Origin of the sequence: Burkholderia gladioli, assembly GCF_000959725.1 — a bacterium.
GTDB lineage: Bacteria > Pseudomonadota > Gammaproteobacteria > Burkholderiales > Burkholderiaceae > Burkholderia > Burkholderia gladioli.
Window position 1 is genome coordinate 316,847 of the sequence record NZ_CP009322.1, and the last position, 20,950, is coordinate 337,796.

Here is a 20,950-nt window from a genome sequence, read left to right on the forward strand (position 1 = left end):
GACAAGGTGCAGGCGGCACGCGCGACCGAGACGGATCACGGCTGGGCGCCGAACAGCGATTCCAGGGGGTATTGCCGCTTGACGAATGGCGACTTGATGATCACGTAGCTGAAATATTTCGCAATGCCGATGTTCTGCTCGAGCAGCCCTTCCACGATGGTCTGGTAATGGCTCACGCTGCGCGTGATGAACTTCAGCAGATAGTCGTAGCCCCCGCTGGCGAGATGGCACTCGACGATCTCGTCGACATTGCGGATCGCCGCGACGAAACGCTCGAAGTCCTCGCGGCGGTGGTCGGCCAGCGTGACCTCGGTGAACACCACCTGCACGTCGCCGAGCTTCTCGAGCTGGATATGCGCGCCGTAACCGCAGATATAGCCGGCCTTCTCGAGCCGTTTCACGCGAATCAGGCACGGGCTCGGCGACAACCCCACCGCATCGGCCAGTTCGACATTGCTCATGCGGCCTCGCTTTTGCAAGTGGGAGAGGATACGCAGATCGATTCGATCCAGCTTGCTGTCCGTCATGGTCTTCAAGACGCCGATTAATGGAATGTCTGGTTACTTTAGAGGCGAACGGTTGTCGTTACAAGCCCGCCACCGCCCTCAAGCGTGCTGCACGTGCGCCTCGTCGAGCGCGCGCAGCACGCCCGGCTCCGCCAGTACGTCGTCGAGTGTCTTGCGCAAGCGCTCGAACAGCAGGTCGAACTCGCCCGCGGAAAAGCTCAAGGCGGGGGCGAAGCCGAGCACGCCGTCGCCGAACGCGCGAAACACCAGGCCGTTGGCGTAAGCGGCCGCCGCGATCCTGTCGGGCACCCCCAGCAGCGGATCGAAGCGCGTCTTGCCCGCCTTGCTCGACACCAGTTCGAGCGCACCGAGCAGGCCGATCGAGCGCGCGTCGCCGACCAGCGGATGCGCGCGCAGCGCGTCGAGTCCCGCCGCGAAACGCGGTGCCATGGCCTGGCCGTTCGCGAGCAGGCCGCCTTCGTGATAGAGCTTCAGCACCTCGAGGGCGATGGCCGCGCTGACCGGATGCGCGGAATAGGTATGGCCGTGGCCGACCACGGCCGACTCGCCGCGGCTGCCGGCGATTCCCTCGTAGATTTCCTCGGACATGAGCACCGCGCCCATCGGCGCATAGCCGGCGGTCAGGCCCTTCGCGACGGTCATCAGGTCCGGCTCCACGCCTTCGGCCTCGCAGGCGAACAGCGGGCCGGTGCGCCCGAAACCGGTGATCACCTCGTCGGCGACGAACAGGATGCCCAGGCGCCGGCATGCGTCGCGCATCGCCTTCAGCCACCCGGGCGGCGGCACGATCACGCCGCCCGAGCCCTGCACGGGCTCGCAGAAGAAGGCCGCGACCCGGTCCGCGCCAAGTTCGGCCACCTTGGTTTCCAGCGCGTTCACCGACGCGTCGATCAGCGCCTGCGGATCGTCGCCGAGCGGATGGCGATAGGGGTAGGGCGACGCAATGTGGTGCTGCTCCGCTCGCGGCACGTCGAAATGACGATGGAAGGCGGGTAGCGCGGTCAAGCCCGCGCCGAGCGACGAGGAGCCGTGATAGCCGCGCTCCAGCGCGATCATGTGCTTCTTCGAGGGGCGGCCGGTGGCGTTGAAGTAATGCGTGATGAAACGCAGGGCGGAGTCGATCGCGTCCGAGCCGCCGAGCGTGAAGTACACCCGCGTGAGCGAAGCGGGGGCGAGCGCGGTGAGCCGCTCGGCCAGTTCGATGGCGGGCTGCGAGCCGAAATGGAAGTAGCCGGTGGCATAGGGCAGCTTCGCCATCTGTTCGGCCGCGGCCTTCACGATGCTGTCGCGGCCATAGCCGACGTTCACGCACCACAAGCCCGAGAAGGCGTCCAGCAGCGTATGGCCTTGCGCGTCGCGCAGGAACACGCCGTCCGCGGATTCGAGCACGGTGACGCCGCGCGCCTCGTGCGCCCGGTAGTTGACGACAGGGTGGATCAGATGTTGACGATCGGCTTCGATCAGCGCGGCGTGGTTCATGGCGGGGCGGACTCTCGTCGGGTGTCAGGGGTGAAACCATGCTACCGGGCGAGAAATGCGCGTGTCGCTTCAATTCGAGCGCGCAAACGCACGGGCAAGGCGTTTGCGCGCGGTACTTCGGCATCTTCTGCTGCCGGCCTCGTTGGCCGCTTGCCGGTCGGGTCAATAGCCGCGCGCGCGATCGACGAGGCCGATCATCGGCTGCCCGGCGCGGTGCCGCGCGAGGTTCGCCAGCACCGCGTCGACCGCCGTGTCGGGTCGCGTCGCGCTCGCGATATGCGGGGTGAGCCGGATGCGCGGATGCGTCCAGAACGGATGGCCCGCCGGCAGGGGTTCGGGATCCGTCACGTCGAGGATCGCGCTGTCGAGCCGGCCGCTGTCGAGCGCCGCGAGCAGCGCGGCCGCGTCAAGCTGCGGCCCGCGCCCGACCTGAACCAGCGAGGCGCCCGCCGGCAGCGCGTCGAACACGCGCTGGCCGAGCAGGCCGCGGGTGTCGTCGGTCAAGGGCAGCAGGCAGATCAGGATATCGGTGCGGGCGAGGAACGTGTCGAGCGAGGCCTCGCCCGCGTAGCACTCGATGTGGTCCAGCGCGCGCGGCGTGCGGCTCCAGCCCGCGCACGGGAAACCGAAGCGGCGCAGCATGTCGAGCACGGCCTGGCCCAGGGTGCCGAGCCCGAGCACGCCGATGCGTGTCTCGGCCGCCGCGCGCACCGGCTTCTCGCGCCATACCTGCGCACGTTGCTGCGCGGCGTAGTCGAACAGGTCGCGATGAATGCTCAGCACGGCTTGCGTCACGTACTGGACCATGCCCTCGACGATGCCGGGCTCGATCATGCGCACGATGGGAATATGCGCGGGCACGCGCGACAGGTCGAACTGGTCGATGCCGGCACCCACGGAGAACACGATCTCGAGATTCGGCAGCAGCGCGAGCGGGTCCTCCGGCGGCTGCCAGGCGGCAAGATAGCGGACCGATTCCGGATCGCCGATATCCGGCCAGATCCGGAAGGGGAGTTCGGGGGCCAACGTCGCGAAGCGCCGTGCCCATTGCGCGCCCCGCACCGGATCGGCCTTGTACAGGAAGCTCATCGTCGTGCCGCTCAGCCGAGTGCCTGGTTCACGATCCCGAACGTGCGCAGTGCCGACTCGCGCGTCGGTGTCGCGCCGCGGGTCATGGCGAGCACGGTGTCGACGCGCGGCAGCCCGAGCCCCTCCAGCCAGTCCGACAAGCCGCTGTCTCCGGGCACGTCGAGCCTCACGAACATGCCCTCGTGCAGCGCCAGCCAGTGGCTGATCAATGCTTGCGCGCGAAGCGCGTCCGGCGCTACCACCGGGCCGATCGCATGGCCGCGGCCGAAACGGCGAAACAAGGCGAAGCCGAGCAGCTCGCCATCACGATCGAGCGCGATGCCGTTTGCCACGCCCAGCAGGGCCTCGATCACCGCGTCGCGTCGGTAGCCGGCTGCCCGTGACGCGAGCGCGGCAAGCCGCGGCCCGTCGTTCGCGCCGAGCGGGCGCAGGCGCTCGCCGGACGGCAGCGATATCAGCGGCGGCCGAAAGGCGGCGCCCTGGTGCTGGTCGATCGTGCCGGTCGCGGTGAAGCCGAACTTCGCGTAGAGCGGCTCGCCGGCCGGCGTGGCATGCAGGAAAATGGTCCGTGTGCCCAGGCTGTCGACCACGCGGCTGAACAGCTCGCGCCCGATACCGCGGCCCTGCTGCTCGGGCGACACGATGACCATGCCGAGCGACGCATGCGAGGCGTCGTAGCTCCAGCCCAGCGCGGTACCGACGATGCCGTTCCCGCTCTCGGCGACGAAGCCGGCGCCGAGTTGGTACACGAAGCGCCAGTCGTCGAGGCGGTGAGGCCATTTGACTGCCTCCGACAGTTGATGCGCGGCGGGCAGGTCGGTTTCGGTCAAGCTGCGATAGATGAGCGTGCTTGAAGAAGGGTGATCGGTCACGCTGGACTCCGAAGCGTTGGAAGATGTCCTCCCCACTTTGCCAGCGCGTCCGCGGCCAGGATAGGACGATTCGCCTGTTTTTTAGCGGCAGGCCGGCAGCGGCCTGCGACGACCCGACGGCCCACCGGGGCGAGGCTCGGCGCCGCCTGGCAAGGCGCGCCGCAGATCGTGCCGCGCGGCGACGGCAACACGCGGCGGTTCTGCGTTTCGGGCGGCGTCGAACGACATGCGAAAGTTTTTTTGCCCTGTTCCAATTTTGTCGAACCCAGCCCGTCCCCGGCCCTGCCGGGGCTTCACACCGACAGGACGTCATCATGATTCAATTTGAACCGAAATTCATCACGTTCGACTGCTACGGCACGCTGACCCGCTTTCGCATGGCGGAGATGGCGCGCGAGGTCTATGCCGACCGGCTGTCGCCGGTGGACATGGAGCAATTCGTGCGCGCGTTCGCCGGCTACCGTCTCGACGAGGTGCTCGGTGCATGGAAGCCCTACCGCGACGTGGTGGTCAATGCGATCCGGCGTACCTGCAACCGGCTCGACGTGAAGTTCGACGAAGCCGAGGCCGAGCTTTTCTATCTGGCGGTGCCGAGCTGGGGGCCGCATCCGGACGTGCCCGCGGGCCTCTCGCGGCTGGCCAGCAAATACAAGCTGGTGATCCTGTCGAACGCTTCGGACGATCAGATCATGAGCAACGTCGACAAGCTCGGCGCGCCGTTCCACGCGGTGTTCACCGCCCAGCAGGCCCAGTCGTACAAGCCGCGCATGCAGGGTTTCGAGTACATGTTCGGCAAGCTCGGCTGCAAGCCCGAAGACGTGCTGCACGTATCGTCGAGCCTGCGCTACGACCTGATGACCGCCGAGGATCTCGGCATCAAGCACAAGGCCTTCGTCAATCGCGGCCACGAACCCGGCACCCCGTTCTACAACTACTACGAGGTTTCCGACATCGGCCATCTCGCGACGCAGCTCGGCCTCTGAACGGCAGCGCGCCGGCAGGCGCCGCGCGCGGCGCGCCACTCCCGCCGGGGGCGGGGTTCGAACGCGGCTCGGCATGGCCGTGACGGCGTTTTTCCTTCGAGCGTGCGATCAGCGCACGAATTGAGGGTAATTCCCAGGGCCGCGCCATTCAAGGCGAGGCCTCCCGGGCCGATATCCGTACCATTCGGTTAACCTCGGGAGGCCCCGCATGAAATTGTCCACGAAACTGCTGATGCTGGTCGCCGCCGCGCTGCTCGGCATCGTCCTGCTCGCCGCGTTGTCGCTGCACACGCTGCGCGGCGCCCTGGTCGACAGCCGCCGCGACGAGATCGTCATTCTTCTGGAGAAGGCCGAGCACCTCGTCGATTCGTATCGCGCGATGCAGGCTAGCGGCGCGCTCACGCAGGAGCAGGCGCAGCAGCAGGCCAAGGCCGCGCTGTCGGCGCTCAACGCGAATTCGCGGAGCTACTACTGGGTGACGACGTCGGACGGCGTCAATCTGGTGCACCCGAACGCCAAGTTCATCGGCACGCGCGCCAAGGGTAACCGCACCACGGACGGCCTCACCGACAGCGAAGCCTATCGTGCCGGCATGGCCCGCGATCATTTCGCGCTCGTCGACGTGCTGGTCAAGCGCAGTCCCGACGCGCAGGCGGAGCCGAAGCTGCAGGGCGTGGTCGCCGTTCCGGGCTGGGATTGGTGGATCGGCACGGGCTTTTTCTACGACGACATCGACGCGGCCTTTACCCGGCTCGCCCTGTGGCTGGGTGCCATCACCCTGGTGATTGCCGCGGCGCTGGCGACCATTGCCTGGGGCGTGCTGCGCAGCGTCCGGCGCACCTTGGGCGGCGAGCCGGTGCAGGCCGCGCGGGTCGCGGCCCGCATCGCCGCCGGCGAGCTGGATGTGCGGTTCGACACGGCCCGCGCCGAGCCGGGCAGCCTGCTGGTGGCGCTCGGCGACATGAAGACGCGATTGAGCGAGACGATCGCCGAAATCCAGGCCACCACCCATTCGATCGCGCTCGGCGCGGGCGAGATCGCGCAGGGCAATCAGGACCTGTCGCAGCGCACCGAGCAGCAGGCGGCCTCCCTGCAGGAAACGGCGGCGAGCATGGAGCAGATCACCTCGACGGTCAAGCAGAACGCCGACAACGCGCGCCAGGCGAATGCACTGGTGAGCCAGGCGAAGGAGGCGACGGAGCTCGGCGGCGCGGCCGTGCGCGACGTGATTGAAACGATGCGCCTGATTTCGGACGGGTCGGTGCGGATCGCCGAGATCACCGTCGTGATCGAGAGCATCGCGTTCCAGACCAATATTCTCGCGCTCAACGCCGCGGTCGAGGCGGCCCGGGCCGGCGAGGAGGGGCGGGGGTTCGCCGTCGTGGCCTCGGAGGTTCGCTCGCTGGCGCAGCGCAGCGCGGCGGCCGCGAAGGATATCAAGGGCTTGATCGGGACCTCGGTCGAGCGGGTCGGCGACGGCAGCCGGCTGGTCGAGGCCGCGGGCGAGCGGATGACGGAGATCGTGCGCTCGATCGACCGGGTGGCCGGCATCATGGGCGAGATTTCCGCGGCGTCGGCCGAGCAGAGCACCGGCATCGAGCAGGTCGGCCTGGCCGTCGCGCAGATGGACGAAGTCACCCAGCAAAACGCCGCGCTCGTCGAGCAGGCGGCCGCCGCCGCGGCCTCGCTGGACGAGCAGGCGGCACGCCTGCGGTCCGCCGTTTCCGTCTTCAGGCTGGCGGCCTGACGGCCGGCGCGGCTCCCCGCGGACGCGGGGCCCGAGTCTGTCCGGCGCGCCGCCTCCCGGGCGCGCCACGCCACGCATCCTCGCTCGAGGATCGCGACCCGCCCACGAGAGCAGCCGCTCCCGTTCCCGCCTGGCCACGTGAACGCGCCGGCCGCCGCCGGCATGGGCATCGGCTTCGTCCTCCGAAGGTTGCGCCCACAAGTATCCGGCATGCCTCCCGACACCCGGGCCCACGCGCGCGGCGACCGCGATCGCGGCTTCCCGGCTGAGACCGCCTGATCCCCGCCCCTCAATCATCCGATCTTTCCTTTCCCCGGCCTGCCCGTGCACGCAGCAAATCATGCTGCGCAGGCGGTTCAAAACGGTCGAATCGTATCGTGCGGGCGCGCCGAATCGCGACAACCACCATTTTGGCGATGCTTAAATGAATTGCATGTACACGACGTTGCACGCGCCACCAGCAGGCCGGCGCAGCGGGATTCTCGAATCAGGCTGGAACCCAGGACCCACTTTCCACAGTCAGGAGCAGTTCGGATGAGCGACGATATCGACAACGGCGGCAAGGGCGGCTTCACGCGCCGCGACATGATGCGGGCCATGGCGGCGAGCGGCATGATGGCCGCCGGCGGCACGGGCCTGCTCGCGGGCGCCGCCCCCGCCTTCGCCGAGCCGGCGCCCAAGCGCGGCGGCAAGATCCGGGTTGCGAACGAGTCCGGCTCGACGGCCGATACGCTGGATCCCGCCAAGGGCTCGACGGGCGCCGACTACATTCGTTTCTTCATGTTCTACAGCGGCCTCACGCAGCTCGATGCGAGCCTGACGCCGCAGATGAATCTCGCCGAGTCGCTGCAGACGACCGACGCGAAGACGTGGATCATCAAGCTTCGCAAGGGCGTCACCTTCCACGACGGAAAACCGGTCGGGCCGGCCGACGTGGTGTTCTCGCTGATGCGCCACAAGAACCCGGCCACCGCCTCGAAGGTCAGGCCGCTCGCCGAGCAGTTCGCCGACGTGAAGGCGAGCGGCCCGGACGAGGTCACCCTCACGCTCGTCAGCCCCAATGCCGACCTGCCGGTGATTCTCGCCACCCCGCAACTGGTGGTCGTCAAGGACGGCACCGCCGATTTCACCGCCGGCATCGGCTGCGGCCCCTACAAGCTCAAGTCGTTCAAGCCGGGCGTGTCGACCGTCGGGGTGCGCAACGACAGCTACTTCAAGCCCGGCATGCCCTACCTCGACGAGATCGAGCTGATCGGCATCAGCGACAGCGCCGCGCGCCTGAATGCGCTGCTGTCGGGCGACGTGCACCTGATCAACGCGATCGATCCGCGCTCGACGCAGCGGGTCGCCTCGACGCCGGGTTATGCGCTCAAGGAAACCAAGTCGGGGCTCTATACCGACCTGATCATGCGCAGCGAGAACCCGATCACCGCGAATCCCGACTTCGTCGAAGGGATGAAGTACCTGTTCGATCGCGAGCAGATCCGCTCGGCGGTGTTTCGCGGCTATGCGGTGATCGGCAACGACCAGCCGATTCCGCCCGGCCATCGCTACTTCAACGCCTCGCTGGCGCAGCGGCCTCACGACCCGGACAAGGCGAAGTTCCTGTTCCAGAAGGCCGGCGCGCTGGGCACCACGCTGCCGCCGATCTATGCGACGTCCGACGCGAACGGCTCGATCGAGATGGCGGTGCTGCTGCAGCAGGCCGGCCAGAAAATCGGGCTGAACCTGCAGGTCAACCGCGTCTCGCCCGACGGCTACTGGTCGAACCACTGGATGAAGCATCCGCTCGGCTTCGGCAACATCAACCCGCGCTCGAGCGCCGACGTGCTGTTCACCCAGTTCTTCAAGTCGGATGCGCCGTGGAACGAGTCGGGCTGGAAGAACGCGAAGTTCGACCAATTGCTGCTGGCCGCCCGTTCCGAAACCGACGACGCCAAGCGCAAGCAGATGTACGGCGAGATGCAGGTGATCGTCGCCCAGCAGGGGCGCGTGGGCATCCCGGCGTTCATCAGCTTCCTCGACGGCTATGACAAGCGGATCTCGGGCCTGGCCTCGATACCGACCGGCGGGATGATGGGCTTCATGTTCGCCGAGCACGTGTGGTGGAACGCCTGACGCCGCCGCGCTCCAACGCCGCGCGGCCGGCGCGGGCCACCGTGCCGGCCGCGTGCGATCCATTCCGGAGGGCCGCTTCATGAATCGAATCCTGCTCGGGCTGATCGGCCGGCGCATCGCCATCACCGCGGTGACGCTCCTGATCGTGTCCGGGATCATCTTCACGATGACCAACCTGCTGCCCGGCGACGCCGCGCAGGCCGCGCTCGGCCAGTCGGCGACGCCCGAAACGGTTGCCGCGCTGCGCCTGCAGTTCGGCCTCGACATGCCGGCCTACCTGCGCTACCTGCACTGGCTCGCGGGCTTGCTGCACGGCGATTTCGGCCGTTCGCTGTCGGGCGACATGCCGGTGGCCGAGATGATCGGTTCGCGCCTGCCGAAATCGCTCACGCTGGCGGCCATCACCACGGTCGTGTCGGTACCGGCGGCACTGCTGCTGGGCATCCTCGCGGCGGTCAAGCGCGAATCGATCGTCGATCGCCTGATCAGCCTCGGCACGCTGTCCCTGGTCGCGACCCCCGAGTTCCTGATCGCGACGCTGGCGGTGCTGGTATTCGCCGTGAAGCTGCGCTGGTTGTCCGCGCTCTCGTACGGCGGCTCGATCGACAGCCTGCACGACTTCCTGCGCGCCTACGCGATGCCGGTGCTGACCCTGTGCGCGGTCGTGATCGCCCAGATGGCGCGGATGACGCGGGCCGCGGTGCTCGAGCAATTGAGCGCGTCCTATGTCGAGATGGCCGTGCTCAAGGGGGCCAGCCCCGCGCGCGTCGTGCTGCGCCATGCGCTGCCGAACGCGGTTGGGCCGATCGCCAACGCGATCGCGCTGAGCCTGTCCTATCTGCTCGGCGGCGTGATCGTGGTCGAGACGATCTTCAACTATCCGGGACTCGCCAGCCTGATGGTCGATGCCGTCAGCAATCGCGATTTCCCGCTGATCCAGGCCTGCACGCTGATCTTCTGCATCGCCTATCTGACGCTCGTGCTGCTCGCCGACCTCTGTTCGATCGTGTCCAACCCGAGATTGCGGACCTGAGCGGTCCGCCCCTTTCCGAGATGCCGCCCATGTACCCGACCGAACCCGTATCGCGCAGCAGCGCTGCGCCGCCGTCAGGCGATCCGCAGCCGGCCGGCGGCGGCGCGACGCCGCCGGCCGCCCCGATTCCCGATCCGCCGCGCCGGCCGCGCCGGCCGCGCGCGGCGCGCATGCCGCTGACCGCCGGAGGCCGCGTGGGGTTGGCGATGGTCGCCTCGATGCTGTTCATCGCCGTGTTCGCGCCGCTGCTCGCGCCGCACGACGTCGGCACGCTGGTCACGCAGGATGTGTTCGCGCCGTTCGGCGGCAAGCTGCCGCTCGGCTCGGATTACCTCGGCCGCGACATGCTGAGCCGGATCCTGTACGGCACCCGGCTGACCGTGCTGCTCGCGCTCGCGGCGGTGCTGCTCGCCGCGTTCACCGGCACCACGCTGGGCCTGCTCGCCACCGTGTCGGGCCGCGCGATCGACGAGACGATGAGCCGGCTGCTCGACGCGCTGACGTCGATTCCGTCGAAGATGTTCGCCCTGATGTTCGTCGCGGCGTTCGGCTCGTCGCTGCCCCTGCTGGTCCTCACCGCCGCGGTGAGCTACATGCCGGGGTCGTACCGGATCGCGCGCGCGCTGGCGGTGAACATCAGCACGCTCGAATTCGTGCAGGTGGCGCGGGCCCGCGGCGAGAGCGCGCTGTACATCGCCTGCGTCGAGATGCTGCCGAACATGATCCACCCGATGCTCGCCGATACCGGGCTGCGCTTCACCTTCGTGGTGCTGCTGCTCAGCGGGCTCAGCTTTCTCGGGCTGGGGGTGCAGCCGCCCTATGCCGATCTCGGCTCGCTGGTGCGCGAGAACATCGCGAGCCTCGGCGACGGGTCGGCCGTGGCCATCATGCCCGCGCTGGCGATCGCGGTGCTCACGGTGGGCGTGAACCTGTTGATCGACGGCCTGCCGCATCGCGGCCGCCGCAAGGGTGCCGCCGGCGCCGCGGGAGGACACTGATGGCATACGAATCGAATCCGCTCGTCGAGGTGCGCGGGCTGCGCGTGGTCGGCGGGCGTCCGGGCGGCGAGGAGACGACCATCGTGGATGGCGTCGACTTCGAGATCCGGCGCGGCGAGGTGCTCGCGCTGATCGGCGAGTCCGGCTCCGGCAAGACCACCATCGCGCTGTCGCTGATGGGCCACGCGCGCGCCGGCTGCCGTATCGCCGGCGGCTCGGTCAGGCTCGCCGGCACGGACCTGTGCACGCTGTCCGCGTCCGCCCTGGCCGCGTTGCGTGGCCGCAAGGTGGCCTATATCGCGCAAAGCGCGGCCGCCGCCTTCAATCCGTCGCGCACGATCCTCGACCAGGTGATCGAGAGCGCGCTGATCCACCGGACGATGACCCGGCCGGCCGCCCGGGCGAAGGCCGTGGAATTGTTCCGCGCGCTCGCCTTGCCGGAGCCGGAGGCGATCGGCAAGCGCTATCCGCACCAGGTGTCGGGCGGCCAGTTGCAGCGTCTGATGGCCGCGATGGCGCTGATCACCGATCCGGAGCTGGTGATCCTCGACGAGCCGACCACCGCGCTCGACGTGACCACGCAGATCGACGTGCTGCAGGCCTTCAAGAGCGTGATCGGGCGTTACGGCATGAGCGCGGTGTACGTATCGCACGACCTGGCGGTAGTCGCGCAGATGGCCGACCGGATCGTGGTGCTGAGCGACGGCGTGATCCGCGAGGCGGGCGATACCGGGCAGATCCTGCACGCGCCGGCGCACCCTTACACGCGCAGCCTGGTCGCCGCGGTCACGCCCGGCGCGGGCGAGCGCGCCGAGAAGCCGGCGCCCGCCGCGCCGGCGCCGCTGCTCGAGGTGCGCGGCGCGGTGGCCGGTTATGGCGGCCGCGTCGCGAAGGGCAGGCCGGAGAAGCGGATCCTTCACGAAGTCGACCTGCGCATCGGGCGCGGCCAGACGGTCGGCGTGATCGGCGAGTCGGGGTCCGGAAAGACGACGCTCGCGAAGGTGATCGCGGGCCTCGTGCCGGCCACCTCCGGCGAGATCCTGCTGGACGGCGAGCCGCTCGCGCTCGACATCGGCAAGCGCACGAAGGAGCAGCACCGTCGGGTGCAGATCGTGTTCCAGAATGCCGATACCGCGCTGAACCCGGTGCATACCGTCGAGCGCACGCTGGCGCGGCCGCTCGCGTTCTATCACGGCATCAAGGGCGCGCCCGCGCGGCGGCGCGTGGCGGAACTGCTCGAGCTGGTGCGACTGCCGCACGCGGTGGCCGCGCGGCGCACGGGCGAGCTCTCCGGTGGCCAGAAGCAGCGCGTGAACCTCGCGCGCGCGCTGGCGGCGCAACCCGACCTGATCCTCTGCGACGAGGTCACCTCGGCGCTCGATACGGTGGTGGGCGCCGCGATCATGGAGTTGCTGCGCGACCTGCAGGCGAAGCTGGGCGTGTCCTACGTGTTCATCACCCACGACATCGCGAAGGTGCGCGCGATCAGCGACGAGATCGTCGTGCTGTACGCGGGCCGCCGCGTCGAGACCGGCAGCCGCGAGGCCCTGTGCGCCCCGCCTTACCACCCGTATGCGCACCTGCTGGTGTCGTCCGCGCCGGAGTTGCGCGCGGGCTGGCTCGACGAGGCGGCCGAGCGTTGCCATCGCCCGCTGGTGTCGATCGGCGACAGCGCGGAGCACGCCGGGCTGTGTCCGTTCCTGGCGCGCTGCGCGATGCGGGTCGACGGCCTGTGCAATCGCGTGGTGCCGCCGCTGCGCACGCTCGACAGCGGCGCCCGCGTGCTGTGCCATCGCAGCGAGGCCGATCTCGCGAGCTTCCAGGTCGAGCCCTCGGTCGAAGCCGTTCCGGCGCGACCGCTTGGCCTGTCGCGCGCGTGAGCCTCGCGGTGCCTGGCGTTGCGCATGACGTGCCGCCGAGCTGGGCAAAAACAGTGGATTGCACCTGCATCCCGCGCGAATACGCGACAACCGCGCTTTTTGCCGATGATTAAATGTTTGTCGAGGGACGATCGTCGATCGTCGACGCTGCACTGTTCGAGAAGGATCCGATGAAATTCGAATCGTACTGGCTGGATACGCGCCCCGAGTTTCGAGACGGTTGCGAGGGGCCCGTCGAAGGGCGCGCCGAGGTCGCCGTGATCGGCGGCGGCTTCACCGGCTTGTCGGCGGCGCTCGCGCTGGCCAGGCGCGGCGTCTCGGTGGTCGTGCTCGAGGCCGCGCAGGTGGCGGGCGAGGCGTCCGGACGCAATGGCGGGCAGTGCAACACCGGCGTGGCGCAGGATTACGCATCGCTCGTCGCACGCATCGGTGCCGAGCCCGCCAGGCAGTTCTATCGCGCATACGAAAGCGCCGTGAAGAGCGTCGAGACGATCGTGACCGAGCACGCGATCGACTGCGATTTCCGGCGCGCGGGCAAGCTGAAGCTGGCCGCCAAGCCGGGCCATTTCGCGGCGCTCGCCGCCAGCTTCGACGCGCTGCGCCGCGACGTCGATCCGGACATCGAGCTGATCGAGCCCGGACGCATTCGCGACGAGATCGCCTCCGACGGCTTTCATGGCGGGCTGCTGCAGCACAAGGGCGTACAGATGCACATGGGCAAGTTCGGCGTCGGCCTCGCGCGGGCGGCCGCGCACGCGGGCGCGCGCATCCATGAGCAGGCCGCCGTCACGCGGCTCGAACGGCTCGGCGGCGAGCGCCACGTCATCACCAGCACGCGCGGCACGCTGGTGGCCGAGCGCGTGCTGATCGCGACCGGCGCCTCGCAGCATGGCCCGTTCGGCTGGTTCAGGCGCCGCATCGCGCCGGTCGGCAGCTTCATCGTCGTGACCGAGCCGCTTCCGGAAAAGCAACTGCGGCGCTTGTTCCCGCATCGTCGGGCGTACGTGACATCGCGCCAGATCGGCAACTACTTTCGCGTGACGCCCGACGACCGGCTGCTGTTCGGCGGCCGCGCGCGCTTCGCGATGTCGAGCCCGCGCTCCGACGCGAAAAGCGGCGCGGTGCTGCGTGCCGGCATGGCCGAATACTTTCCCGAGCTGGCCGGGGTGCGGCTCGATTACTGCTGGGGCGGGCTGGTCGACATCACCGCCGACCGCCTGCCGCGCGCGGGCCAGCACGATGGACTCCATTACTCGATGGGCTATAGCGGCCACGGTGTGCAGATGTCGGTGCACATGGGCCAGGTGATGGCCGACGTGCTGTATGGGGCGACCGCGTCGAATCCGTGGCGCGAGCTCGACTGGCCGGCGATGCCGGGCCATTTCGGGCATGCGTGGTTCCTGCCGCTCGTCGGTGCGTATTACCGCATGCAGGATTGGCTGCATTGAAGCGCGCTCCGGGAGGATTCGACATGACAGCACGATTGGTTCGCCTGCCCGTGGCAGCCGCGCCGTGCGTGGCACGCTCCGTGTCGTCGGCGATCGACGACGTGCTGCGCACCATCGACGCCTCGTTCGCGCAGCCGCTGAGCCTCGACATGCTCGCGGCCGTGGCCGGATTGAGCGTGTCGCGTTTCACCGCGCGTTTTCGCAATGAAGTCGGCTTGTCGCCGCATCGCTATCTGTGCCTGGTGCGGGTGCGGCGGGCGCAGGATCTGTTGTGCGACGGGCTCGCTCCGTCGCTGGTCGCGACCGAGGTCGGCTTTTTCGATCAAAGCCATCTGTGCCGGCACTTTCGGCGCGTGCTCGGCGTCACGCCGCGCGATTTCGTGATCGGGCGTCCCGGCGGCGTTTCCGCACGACGGCCGTCGATGCGCACGCGAGCCGAATGCCGCGATGCGTCCCGCCATGCCGCCTAGCCGCTCGCGGTTCGCGCCGAGGCTTTTCGCGCAGGGCGGCCGCGCGGCCTCCGTTACCGTCATTCCGGCTCCGACGCCGGCATGTCTTCCACCATCTTCGCGCGACGCGCAGGAGCAAGCATGACCGCAGCCTTGGTGTTGCACCGTGCCGACGGCACGCCTTTCCCGACCGTCTTTCGCAGGCAGGCATGCGGCGAGGCGGATCCTTTCGCACCCTATCGCGAGTTCGCGTGGCAGGGACCGGACGCGATGGCCGTGGGTCGCATCGACTTCACGGGCGCCCTCGATATCCCGAGCTTTCCCCATATCGAGACCATCGTGGTCGTCGACGGCGTGCTGACGATCGATGTGGACGGCGCCGAGCCATGCGTGATCGGGCCGCGCGAGGGCGTCGTCATCGGCGCCGGCACGGCCTTGCGCGTCAGCGCGCCCGCTGCGGTGCGCCTGCTGTTTTGCTCGGCGGGGTGCGCGCGCCCGACCAAGCGCGGGGTGTTCCGGCTGCGGGCCGATGCCGACTTCAAGCCATCCGGCTCGCTGCCGCCGGAGGTGCTGCTCGGCCCGGCGCCGCAATGCCGGAGCGACAACGTGTTCGTCGAGGACGGCGCCGGCTGCTGCGCGGGCACCTGGGATTCGACGCCCTATCACCGGATCGTCCGCCCGCATCGTGTCAACGAGTTCATGCAACTGCTGTCCGGCGGCGTGCGTTTCGCCGCGCCCGACGGCAGCGTGCTGTCGCTCGGCGCCGGCGATGCGCTGTTCGTGCCGCGCGGCGCGTCGATCGGGTGGGAAAGCAGCGAGCGCGTGGCGAAATTCTTCGTCGTGCAGAACCTTGACGTATCGAACGAACGAGACTGAACATGTCCCCTCCGCTGCGCCAACTGGAAACCTCGTCGGTACTGCCGGCCACCGCGGATGTCGTCGTGATCGGCGGCGGCATCATCGGCGCGTTCACCGCCTACTACCTGGCACGGCGCGGCGTGTCGGTGGCCCTGGTCGAAAAGGGGCGCATCGGCGCCGAGCAGTCCAGCCGCAACTGGGGCTGGTGCCGCCAGCAGAACCGCGATGCGCGCGAATTGCCGATGGCGAGCAAGAGCCTCGATCTCTGGGAGCGATTCGCCCTCGAATCGGGAGAGGACCCGGGCTTTCATCGCTGCGGGCTGCTGTACCTGAGCAACGACGAGGCCGAGCTCGCCCGCTGGTCCAGCTGGGGCGAGTTCGCGAAGACTGCCGGCGTGACCACCTACATGCTCGACAGCCGGCAGGCCGGCGAGCGCGGGCGCGCGACCGGGCGGCAATGGAAGGGCGGGGTGTTCTCGCCGAGCGACGGCACCGCCGATCCGGCGAAGGCGGCGCCCGCCGCGGCCGCCGCCGCCATGAAGCTGGGCGGCAGCATCCATCAGCGGTGCGCCGCGCGCGGCATCGAGTTCGAGGGCGGGCGGGTCAGCGGCGTCGTCACGGAAGCCGGCGTCATCAAGACCCGTACCGCCGTGCTCGCCGGCGGGGCTTGGGCTTCCTCGTTCTGCCGCCAGCTCGGTATCCGTTTTCCGCAGGCCTCGGTCCGTCAGTCGATCCTCAGCGTTTCGCCGGTGGCGCATCGCTTGCCGGACGCCCTGTACACCTCCGGCGTGTCCGTGACGCGTCGCGGCGACGGGCGGTATGCCTTGGCCATCAGCGGCCGCGCACGGGTGGACCTGACACCGCAGTTCCTGCGCTTCGCGCCGCAATTCCTGCCGATGTTCGCCAAGCGCTGGCGCAATCTCCTGCCGGGCGGGCTCGAGGGCGTGCGCGGCGGCCACGAGACCTTGACGCGCTGGCGGCTCGATGCGCCGACCCCGATGGAGCGGGTGCGCATTCTCGATCCGAAGCCCGACCGGCCGACCGTGGACGAAACCTATCGGCGCGCGGTCGAGTTGCTGCCCGAGTTGCGCGAATCGACCATCACGCACGCCTGGGCCGGCTTCGTCGACAGCACGCCCGACGGCGTGCCGGGAATCGGCGAGGTGCCGGGCATGCCGGGCTTGATTCTCGCCGCCGGCTTTTCCGGGCACGGCTTCGGCATTGGTCCGGGCGCGGGGCACTTGATCGCGGATCTCGCCACCGGCGTGGCGCCGATCGTGGACCCCGTCCCGTATCGTCCCGCCCGCTTCAACGATGCCAGCCGGAGCAAGGTGGCGGATTTCTGATTCGAGGCAATCGGGTGAACCAGGATCGCGCCGCGCCCGAATACGGGACGGCTGGCTTCCCGGTACGCCAATCGAGGAGTGTGATGCGTTTCAGTTCCTACTGGCTCGACACCTGCGAGCCATTCGCCGGCCGCTCCCGGGAGTTGCCCGGTGGAAGTTGCGACGTGCTGGTGGTGGGCGCGGGCATTACCGGATCGGCGGCCGCATTGGCGCTGGCCAGGAAAGGCGCGAGCGTGGTCGTCTGCGAGGCGGGCACGGTGGGTCAGGCGGCATCCGGGCGCAACGGCGGCATGTGCAACAACGGGTTCGCGCAGGATTACGCCTCCCTGTCGAGGCGCCTGGGGACGGAATTGGCCAACCGCCTCTATCTCGCGTTCGACGCGGGCGTGGACATGGTGGAACGGCTGATCCGCGAGGAATCGATCGACTGCGATTTCGCGCGCTTCGGCAAGCTCAAGCTCGCCGCCAAGCCCGAGCACTACGACAGGCTGGTGCGCAGCCAGGCCTTGCTGGCCGCCGGCGTGGATCCCGATACGCGCGTGGTGTCGAAGGCGGAACTGCGTGACGAGATCGGCTCGGACCGTTATCACGGCGGCTTGCTTCTGAGCAAGAGCGCGGGCATGCACGTGGGCCGCTACGTGCGCGGCCTGGCGAATGCCGCGCAGGCGCGCGGTGCGCATGTCCTCGAACACACGCCGGTTCTCGGCCTGGCGCGGCAAGCGGGCGGGGCCTACGTGGCGCGCACGCCGCTCGGCGCGATCCGCGCTCGCCAGGTGCTGCTCGCCAGCGGCATTTCGCAGATCGGGCCGTTTGGCTGGATCCGGCGCAGGATCGTGCCGGTCGGCGCCTTCATCATCGTCACGGAACCCTTGCCGCGTGCCGTGCTCGATCGACTGCTGCCGACCCGCCGGATGGTCACCGACACCCGGAATTTCGTCAATTTCTTTCGCGAGACGCCCGACGGGCGGCTGCTGTTCGGGGGCCGTGCGCGATTTGCCGCGTCCGATCCGCGATCGGATGAAAAGAGCGGACGGATTCTGCAAAGGCAGATGGTCGCCGTGTTCCCCGAGCTGGCCACGGCGCGCATCGATTATTGCTGGGGCGGCATGGTCGACATGACGGCCAACCGGCTGCCGCGCGCGGGCGAGCGCGACGGCATGTATTACTCGATGGGCTACAGCGGCCACGGAACGCACATGGCCACCCTGATGGGCACCTTGATGGCGGAGATCATGGACGGGCGCGCCGATCTGAATCCATGGAGCAGTTTCGATTGGCCGGCGATTCCCGGCCATTTCGGCAAACCATGGTTCCTGCCGATGGTCGGCGCATGGTATCGAATCAAGGACTTCCTGCAATGAATGCACGTGTCGATTCAACGATTTCCCGCCTGGCGCAGGCGGGAAGACTGGACGGCTTCTTCGTCGGCGGCGACTGGGTGAGGCCCGAGGGCGGCGCACGGGCCGAACTGGTCTGCCCGTCCACCGAGGACAGGCTGTGCGAGATCCCGCTCGGTAGCGCCCGCGACGCCGAGCGCGCCGTGCAGGCCGCGCGGGACGCGTTCGAGGGCTGGGCCGCCACCTCGCCCGCGCAGCGCGCCGCGCTGCTCGGGCGCATGCATGCCTTGATGCTGGCGCGCGCCGAGCAGTTCGCGATGGCGCTCACGATGGAAATGGGCGCGCCGATCGGCTATGCGCGCGGTGCCCATGTGCCGCTCGCGGCGGAACATATCCGCGTCGCACGCGACAACCTGGCGGACTACCCCTTCATCAGGCGGCGCGGAACGACCGCGATCGCGCGCGAGCCGATCGGCGTGTGCGCGCTGATCACGCCGTGGAACTGGCCGATCTACCAAATCACGGCCAAGGTCGCGCCGGCGCTGGCTGCAGGCTGCACGGTCGTGCTCAAGCCCAGCGAGCTGTCGCCTCTCAGCGCGATATTGTTCGCGGAACTGGTCGCGGATGCCGGCGTGCCGGCGGGGGTGTTCAACCTGGTCAGCGGCAGCGGCGAACAGGTGGGGGCCGCGCTGTCCTGTCACCCGGAGGTCGACATGGTGTCGATCACCGGCTCGACCCGGGCGGGCGTGCTGGTCGCGCAGGCGGCCGCGCCAACCGTCAAGCGCGTCGCGCAGGAGCTGGGCGGCAAGTCGCCGAACCTGGTGTTGCCGGATGCGGACCTGCAGCGGGCGATCGCGCCCGGCGTGGCCGCCGCGTTTCGCAACATGGGGCAATCATGCAGCGCGCCGACCCGCATGATCGTGCCGCGCGGCGTGCTCGGCCAGGTCGAGGCACTGGCCGAGCGGGCAATGCAGGACATGGTCGTCGGCGATCCGTTCGAGGCGGCCACCACGCACGGGCCGCTGGCCAATCGCGCCCAGTTCGAGCGGGTCGCGCGAATGATCGAGGCGGGCCTGGACGACGGGGCGAAGCTCGTCGCCGGCGGCCCCGGACGGCCCGCCGGATACGACCGCGGCTTCTACGCGCGGCCGACGATCTTTTCCGAGGTGCGCACGGACATGACGATCGCGCAGCAGGAAATCTTCGGCCCGGTTCTCGCGATCCTGCCTTACGACAGCGTCGACGAGGCGGTCGCCATCGCGAACGATACGGTCTACGGGCTCGGCGCCCATGTGCAGGGCACCGACCGGGAGCGCGTGCGCGAGGTGGCCGCCCGGATCCGGGCGGGACAGGTGCATCTGAACTATCCGGCATGGGACCCGCAGGCGCCGTTCGGCGGCTACAAGCAGTCCGGCAATGGGCGCGAGTACGGTATCGAGGGCATGGAGGAGTACATGGAGATCAAGTCGATCGTCGGTTTCTACGACTGATTCTTTACGACTGATGCGTGCGCCGCGCGCCGATCGGACCGCGGCTGAGAGTAAAAGCGTCCCACCTTTCGAAGGTACCGAAATTGGACAATCCCGTCATTCCGGATTCCTGGCTGCAAGACCATCATGCACACTGGGCGCAACTGCGGCGCGACCTGCATGCGCATCCCGAGCTGCGATTCGAGGAGCACCGGACGGCCGACGTCGTCGCCCGCGAGCTCGAGGCGCTCGGGTATGCGGTGTCGCGCGGGCTGGGCGGCACCGGCGTCGTAGCCAGCCTGCCGGGCGCGGACCCGGGCCGCGGCATCGTGTTGCGAGCCGACCTGGACGCGTTGCCGATCCAGGAAGCCAACGATTTCGCGCACGCATCGTGCTCGCACGGGATCATGCACGCATGCGGCCATGACGGTCATACGGTGATGCTGCTCGGGGCCGCGCGCGCGATGAAGGAACTGCCGCAGTTGCCCGGTACCGTCCACTTCGTGTTTCAACCGGGAGAGGAGGGCGGCGCCGGCGCGCGCAAGATGATCGACGACGGGCTCTTCGAGCAATGTCCGACGGAAGCGGTATTCGGCATGCACAACTGGCCTGGTCTGCCGGCAGGGCACTTCGGGCTGCGCACCGGCCCGATCATGGCGGCGGGTTCGCGCTTCAGGATCAAGGTCACCGGCAAGGGGGCCCATGCGGCGCAGCCGCATCTGGGCATCGATCCCATACCGCTGGCCTGCTCGATGGTGCTGCAGTGCCAGACCATCGCGGCACGGCACAAGGATCCCGTCGACCCCGCCGTCATTTCCGTGTGCATGTTCCAGGCAGGCACGACGGACAATGTCATTCCCGACACGGCGGAGCTGCGCGGCACGATCCGCACGCTGTCGTCGGCGTTGCAGCAGAAGCTGCAGACGGACGTTCAACTGGCGTGTGCCGGACTTGCCCGCGCCTACGGCGCGCAGGTCGACGTGGAATTCTTCCAGTACTATCCGGCGACGGTCAATGCGCCGGCCGAGACGGCATTGTGCGAAGCGGTGATTCGCGAGACCTTCGGTGAAGCACGTCTTCGTCGCGACGTGCCGCCGAACATGACCTCCGAGGATTTCGGCTTCATGCTGGAAGAGCGGCCCGGCGCCTACGTGTTGATCGGCAATGCGCGGGCCGGCGCTGCCGCCCCGGCACTGCATCATCCGAAATACGACTTCAACGACGACATCATTTCGGCGGGCGTTCGATACTGGGTCGCCCTGGCACGGCATTACTTCATGCGCTCACCGTGAACTTCGTTCGTGGCGAGCGGCTTTG

The 20,950-nt window shown here is 68.7% G+C and carries 17 protein-coding genes; 13 read left to right on the top strand and 4 right to left on the bottom strand.

Annotated elements, in window-relative coordinates; genetic code table 11:
• Positions 1 to 35: 35 nt before the first annotated feature.
• From BM43_RS02705 to BM43_RS02720, 4 genes are all read right to left on the bottom strand, one after another.
• The gene (locus BM43_RS02705; RefSeq protein WP_013689600.1) at positions 36 to 527 is read right to left on the bottom strand and encodes an Lrp/AsnC family transcriptional regulator; all 492 of its coding nucleotides are present in this window, start codon (positions 525 to 527) and stop codon (positions 36 to 38) included.
• 78 nt (positions 528 to 605) lie between these two features.
• Positions 606 to 2,006, bottom strand: a complete 1,401-nt coding sequence (locus BM43_RS02710) for an aspartate aminotransferase family protein (protein ID WP_036054072.1) — start codon at positions 2,004 to 2,006, stop codon at positions 606 to 608.
• Between the two features lie 162 nt (positions 2,007 to 2,168).
• A complete protein-coding gene (locus BM43_RS02715; protein ID WP_036054070.1) occupies positions 2,169 to 3,095 on the bottom strand; it encodes a 2-hydroxyacid dehydrogenase in 927 nt (308 codons plus the stop codon).
• Between the two features lie 11 nt (positions 3,096 to 3,106).
• Positions 3,107 to 3,967 (bottom strand): GNAT family N-acetyltransferase, encoded by an 861-nt coding sequence (locus BM43_RS02720; protein ID WP_036054067.1) that lies wholly within the window; start codon positions 3,965 to 3,967, stop codon positions 3,107 to 3,109.
• Positions 3,968 to 4,281: 314 nt separating this feature from the next.
• On the opposite strand from BM43_RS02720, the gene BM43_RS02725 reads away from it, so the two are divergent.
• The 13 genes from BM43_RS02725 (at position 4,282) to BM43_RS02785 (ending at position 20,925) form a co-directional block, all read left to right on the top strand.
• Positions 4,282 to 4,950, top strand: a complete 669-nt coding sequence (locus tag BM43_RS02725) for a haloacid dehalogenase type II (RefSeq protein WP_036054065.1) — start codon at positions 4,282 to 4,284, stop codon at positions 4,948 to 4,950.
• Between the two features lie 208 nt (positions 4,951 to 5,158).
• Entirely contained in the window at positions 5,159 to 6,697 is a 1,539-nt protein-coding gene (locus BM43_RS02730; RefSeq protein WP_036054064.1) for a methyl-accepting chemotaxis protein, read from the top strand.
• A gap of 534 nt (positions 6,698 to 7,231) precedes the next feature.
• Positions 7,232 to 8,815, top strand: a complete 1,584-nt coding sequence (locus BM43_RS02735) for an ABC transporter substrate-binding protein (RefSeq protein WP_036054063.1) — start codon at positions 7,232 to 7,234, stop codon at positions 8,813 to 8,815.
• Between the two features lie 79 nt (positions 8,816 to 8,894).
• The gene (locus tag BM43_RS02740; RefSeq protein WP_013689607.1) at positions 8,895 to 9,848 is read left to right on the top strand and encodes an ABC transporter permease; all 954 of its coding nucleotides are present in this window, start codon (positions 8,895 to 8,897) and stop codon (positions 9,846 to 9,848) included.
• A gap of 29 nt (positions 9,849 to 9,877) precedes the next feature.
• Positions 9,878 to 10,846, top strand: coding sequence for an ABC transporter permease (locus BM43_RS02745; RefSeq protein ID WP_036054062.1), 969 nt, complete (start codon positions 9,878 to 9,880; stop codon positions 10,844 to 10,846).
• Positions 10,846 to 12,726: an ABC transporter ATP-binding protein gene (locus tag BM43_RS02750; RefSeq protein ID WP_036054059.1), complete on the top strand. Its 1,881-nt coding sequence runs from the start codon at positions 10,846 to 10,848 to the stop codon at positions 12,724 to 12,726. Before BM43_RS02745 ends, BM43_RS02750 begins: the two co-directional genes overlap by 1 nt.
• A gap of 170 nt (positions 12,727 to 12,896) precedes the next feature.
• Positions 12,897 to 14,174 (top strand): NAD(P)/FAD-dependent oxidoreductase, encoded by a 1,278-nt coding sequence (locus BM43_RS02755; RefSeq protein ID WP_036056899.1) that lies wholly within the window; start codon positions 12,897 to 12,899, stop codon positions 14,172 to 14,174.
• 23 nt (positions 14,175 to 14,197) lie between these two features.
• Positions 14,198 to 14,644 carry a helix-turn-helix transcriptional regulator gene (locus tag BM43_RS02760; protein WP_036054056.1) on the top strand — a complete coding sequence of 149 codons (447 nt, stop codon included), beginning with the start codon at positions 14,198 to 14,200 and terminating at the stop codon, positions 14,642 to 14,644.
• A gap of 120 nt (positions 14,645 to 14,764) precedes the next feature.
• Entirely contained in the window at positions 14,765 to 15,499 is a 735-nt protein-coding gene (locus tag BM43_RS02765) for a cupin domain-containing protein (RefSeq protein ID WP_036054053.1), read from the top strand.
• A 2-nt stretch (positions 15,500 to 15,501) separates the two neighbouring features.
• Entirely contained in the window at positions 15,502 to 16,827 is a 1,326-nt protein-coding gene (locus tag BM43_RS02770; protein ID WP_036054051.1) for an NAD(P)/FAD-dependent oxidoreductase, read from the top strand.
• A gap of 83 nt (positions 16,828 to 16,910) precedes the next feature.
• A complete protein-coding gene (locus tag BM43_RS02775; RefSeq protein ID WP_036054049.1) occupies positions 16,911 to 18,188 on the top strand; it encodes an NAD(P)/FAD-dependent oxidoreductase in 1,278 nt (425 codons plus the stop codon).
• Complete coding sequence (locus BM43_RS02780) at positions 18,185 to 19,654, top strand: aldehyde dehydrogenase family protein (RefSeq protein ID WP_036054047.1); 1,470 nt, start codon at positions 18,185 to 18,187, stop codon at positions 19,652 to 19,654. Before BM43_RS02775 ends, BM43_RS02780 begins: the two co-directional genes overlap by 4 nt.
• A gap of 83 nt (positions 19,655 to 19,737) precedes the next feature.
• Positions 19,738 to 20,925 (top strand): M20 aminoacylase family protein, encoded by a 1,188-nt coding sequence (locus tag BM43_RS02785; RefSeq protein WP_036054045.1) that lies wholly within the window; start codon positions 19,738 to 19,740, stop codon positions 20,923 to 20,925.
• Positions 20,926 to 20,950 lie beyond the last annotated feature (25 nt).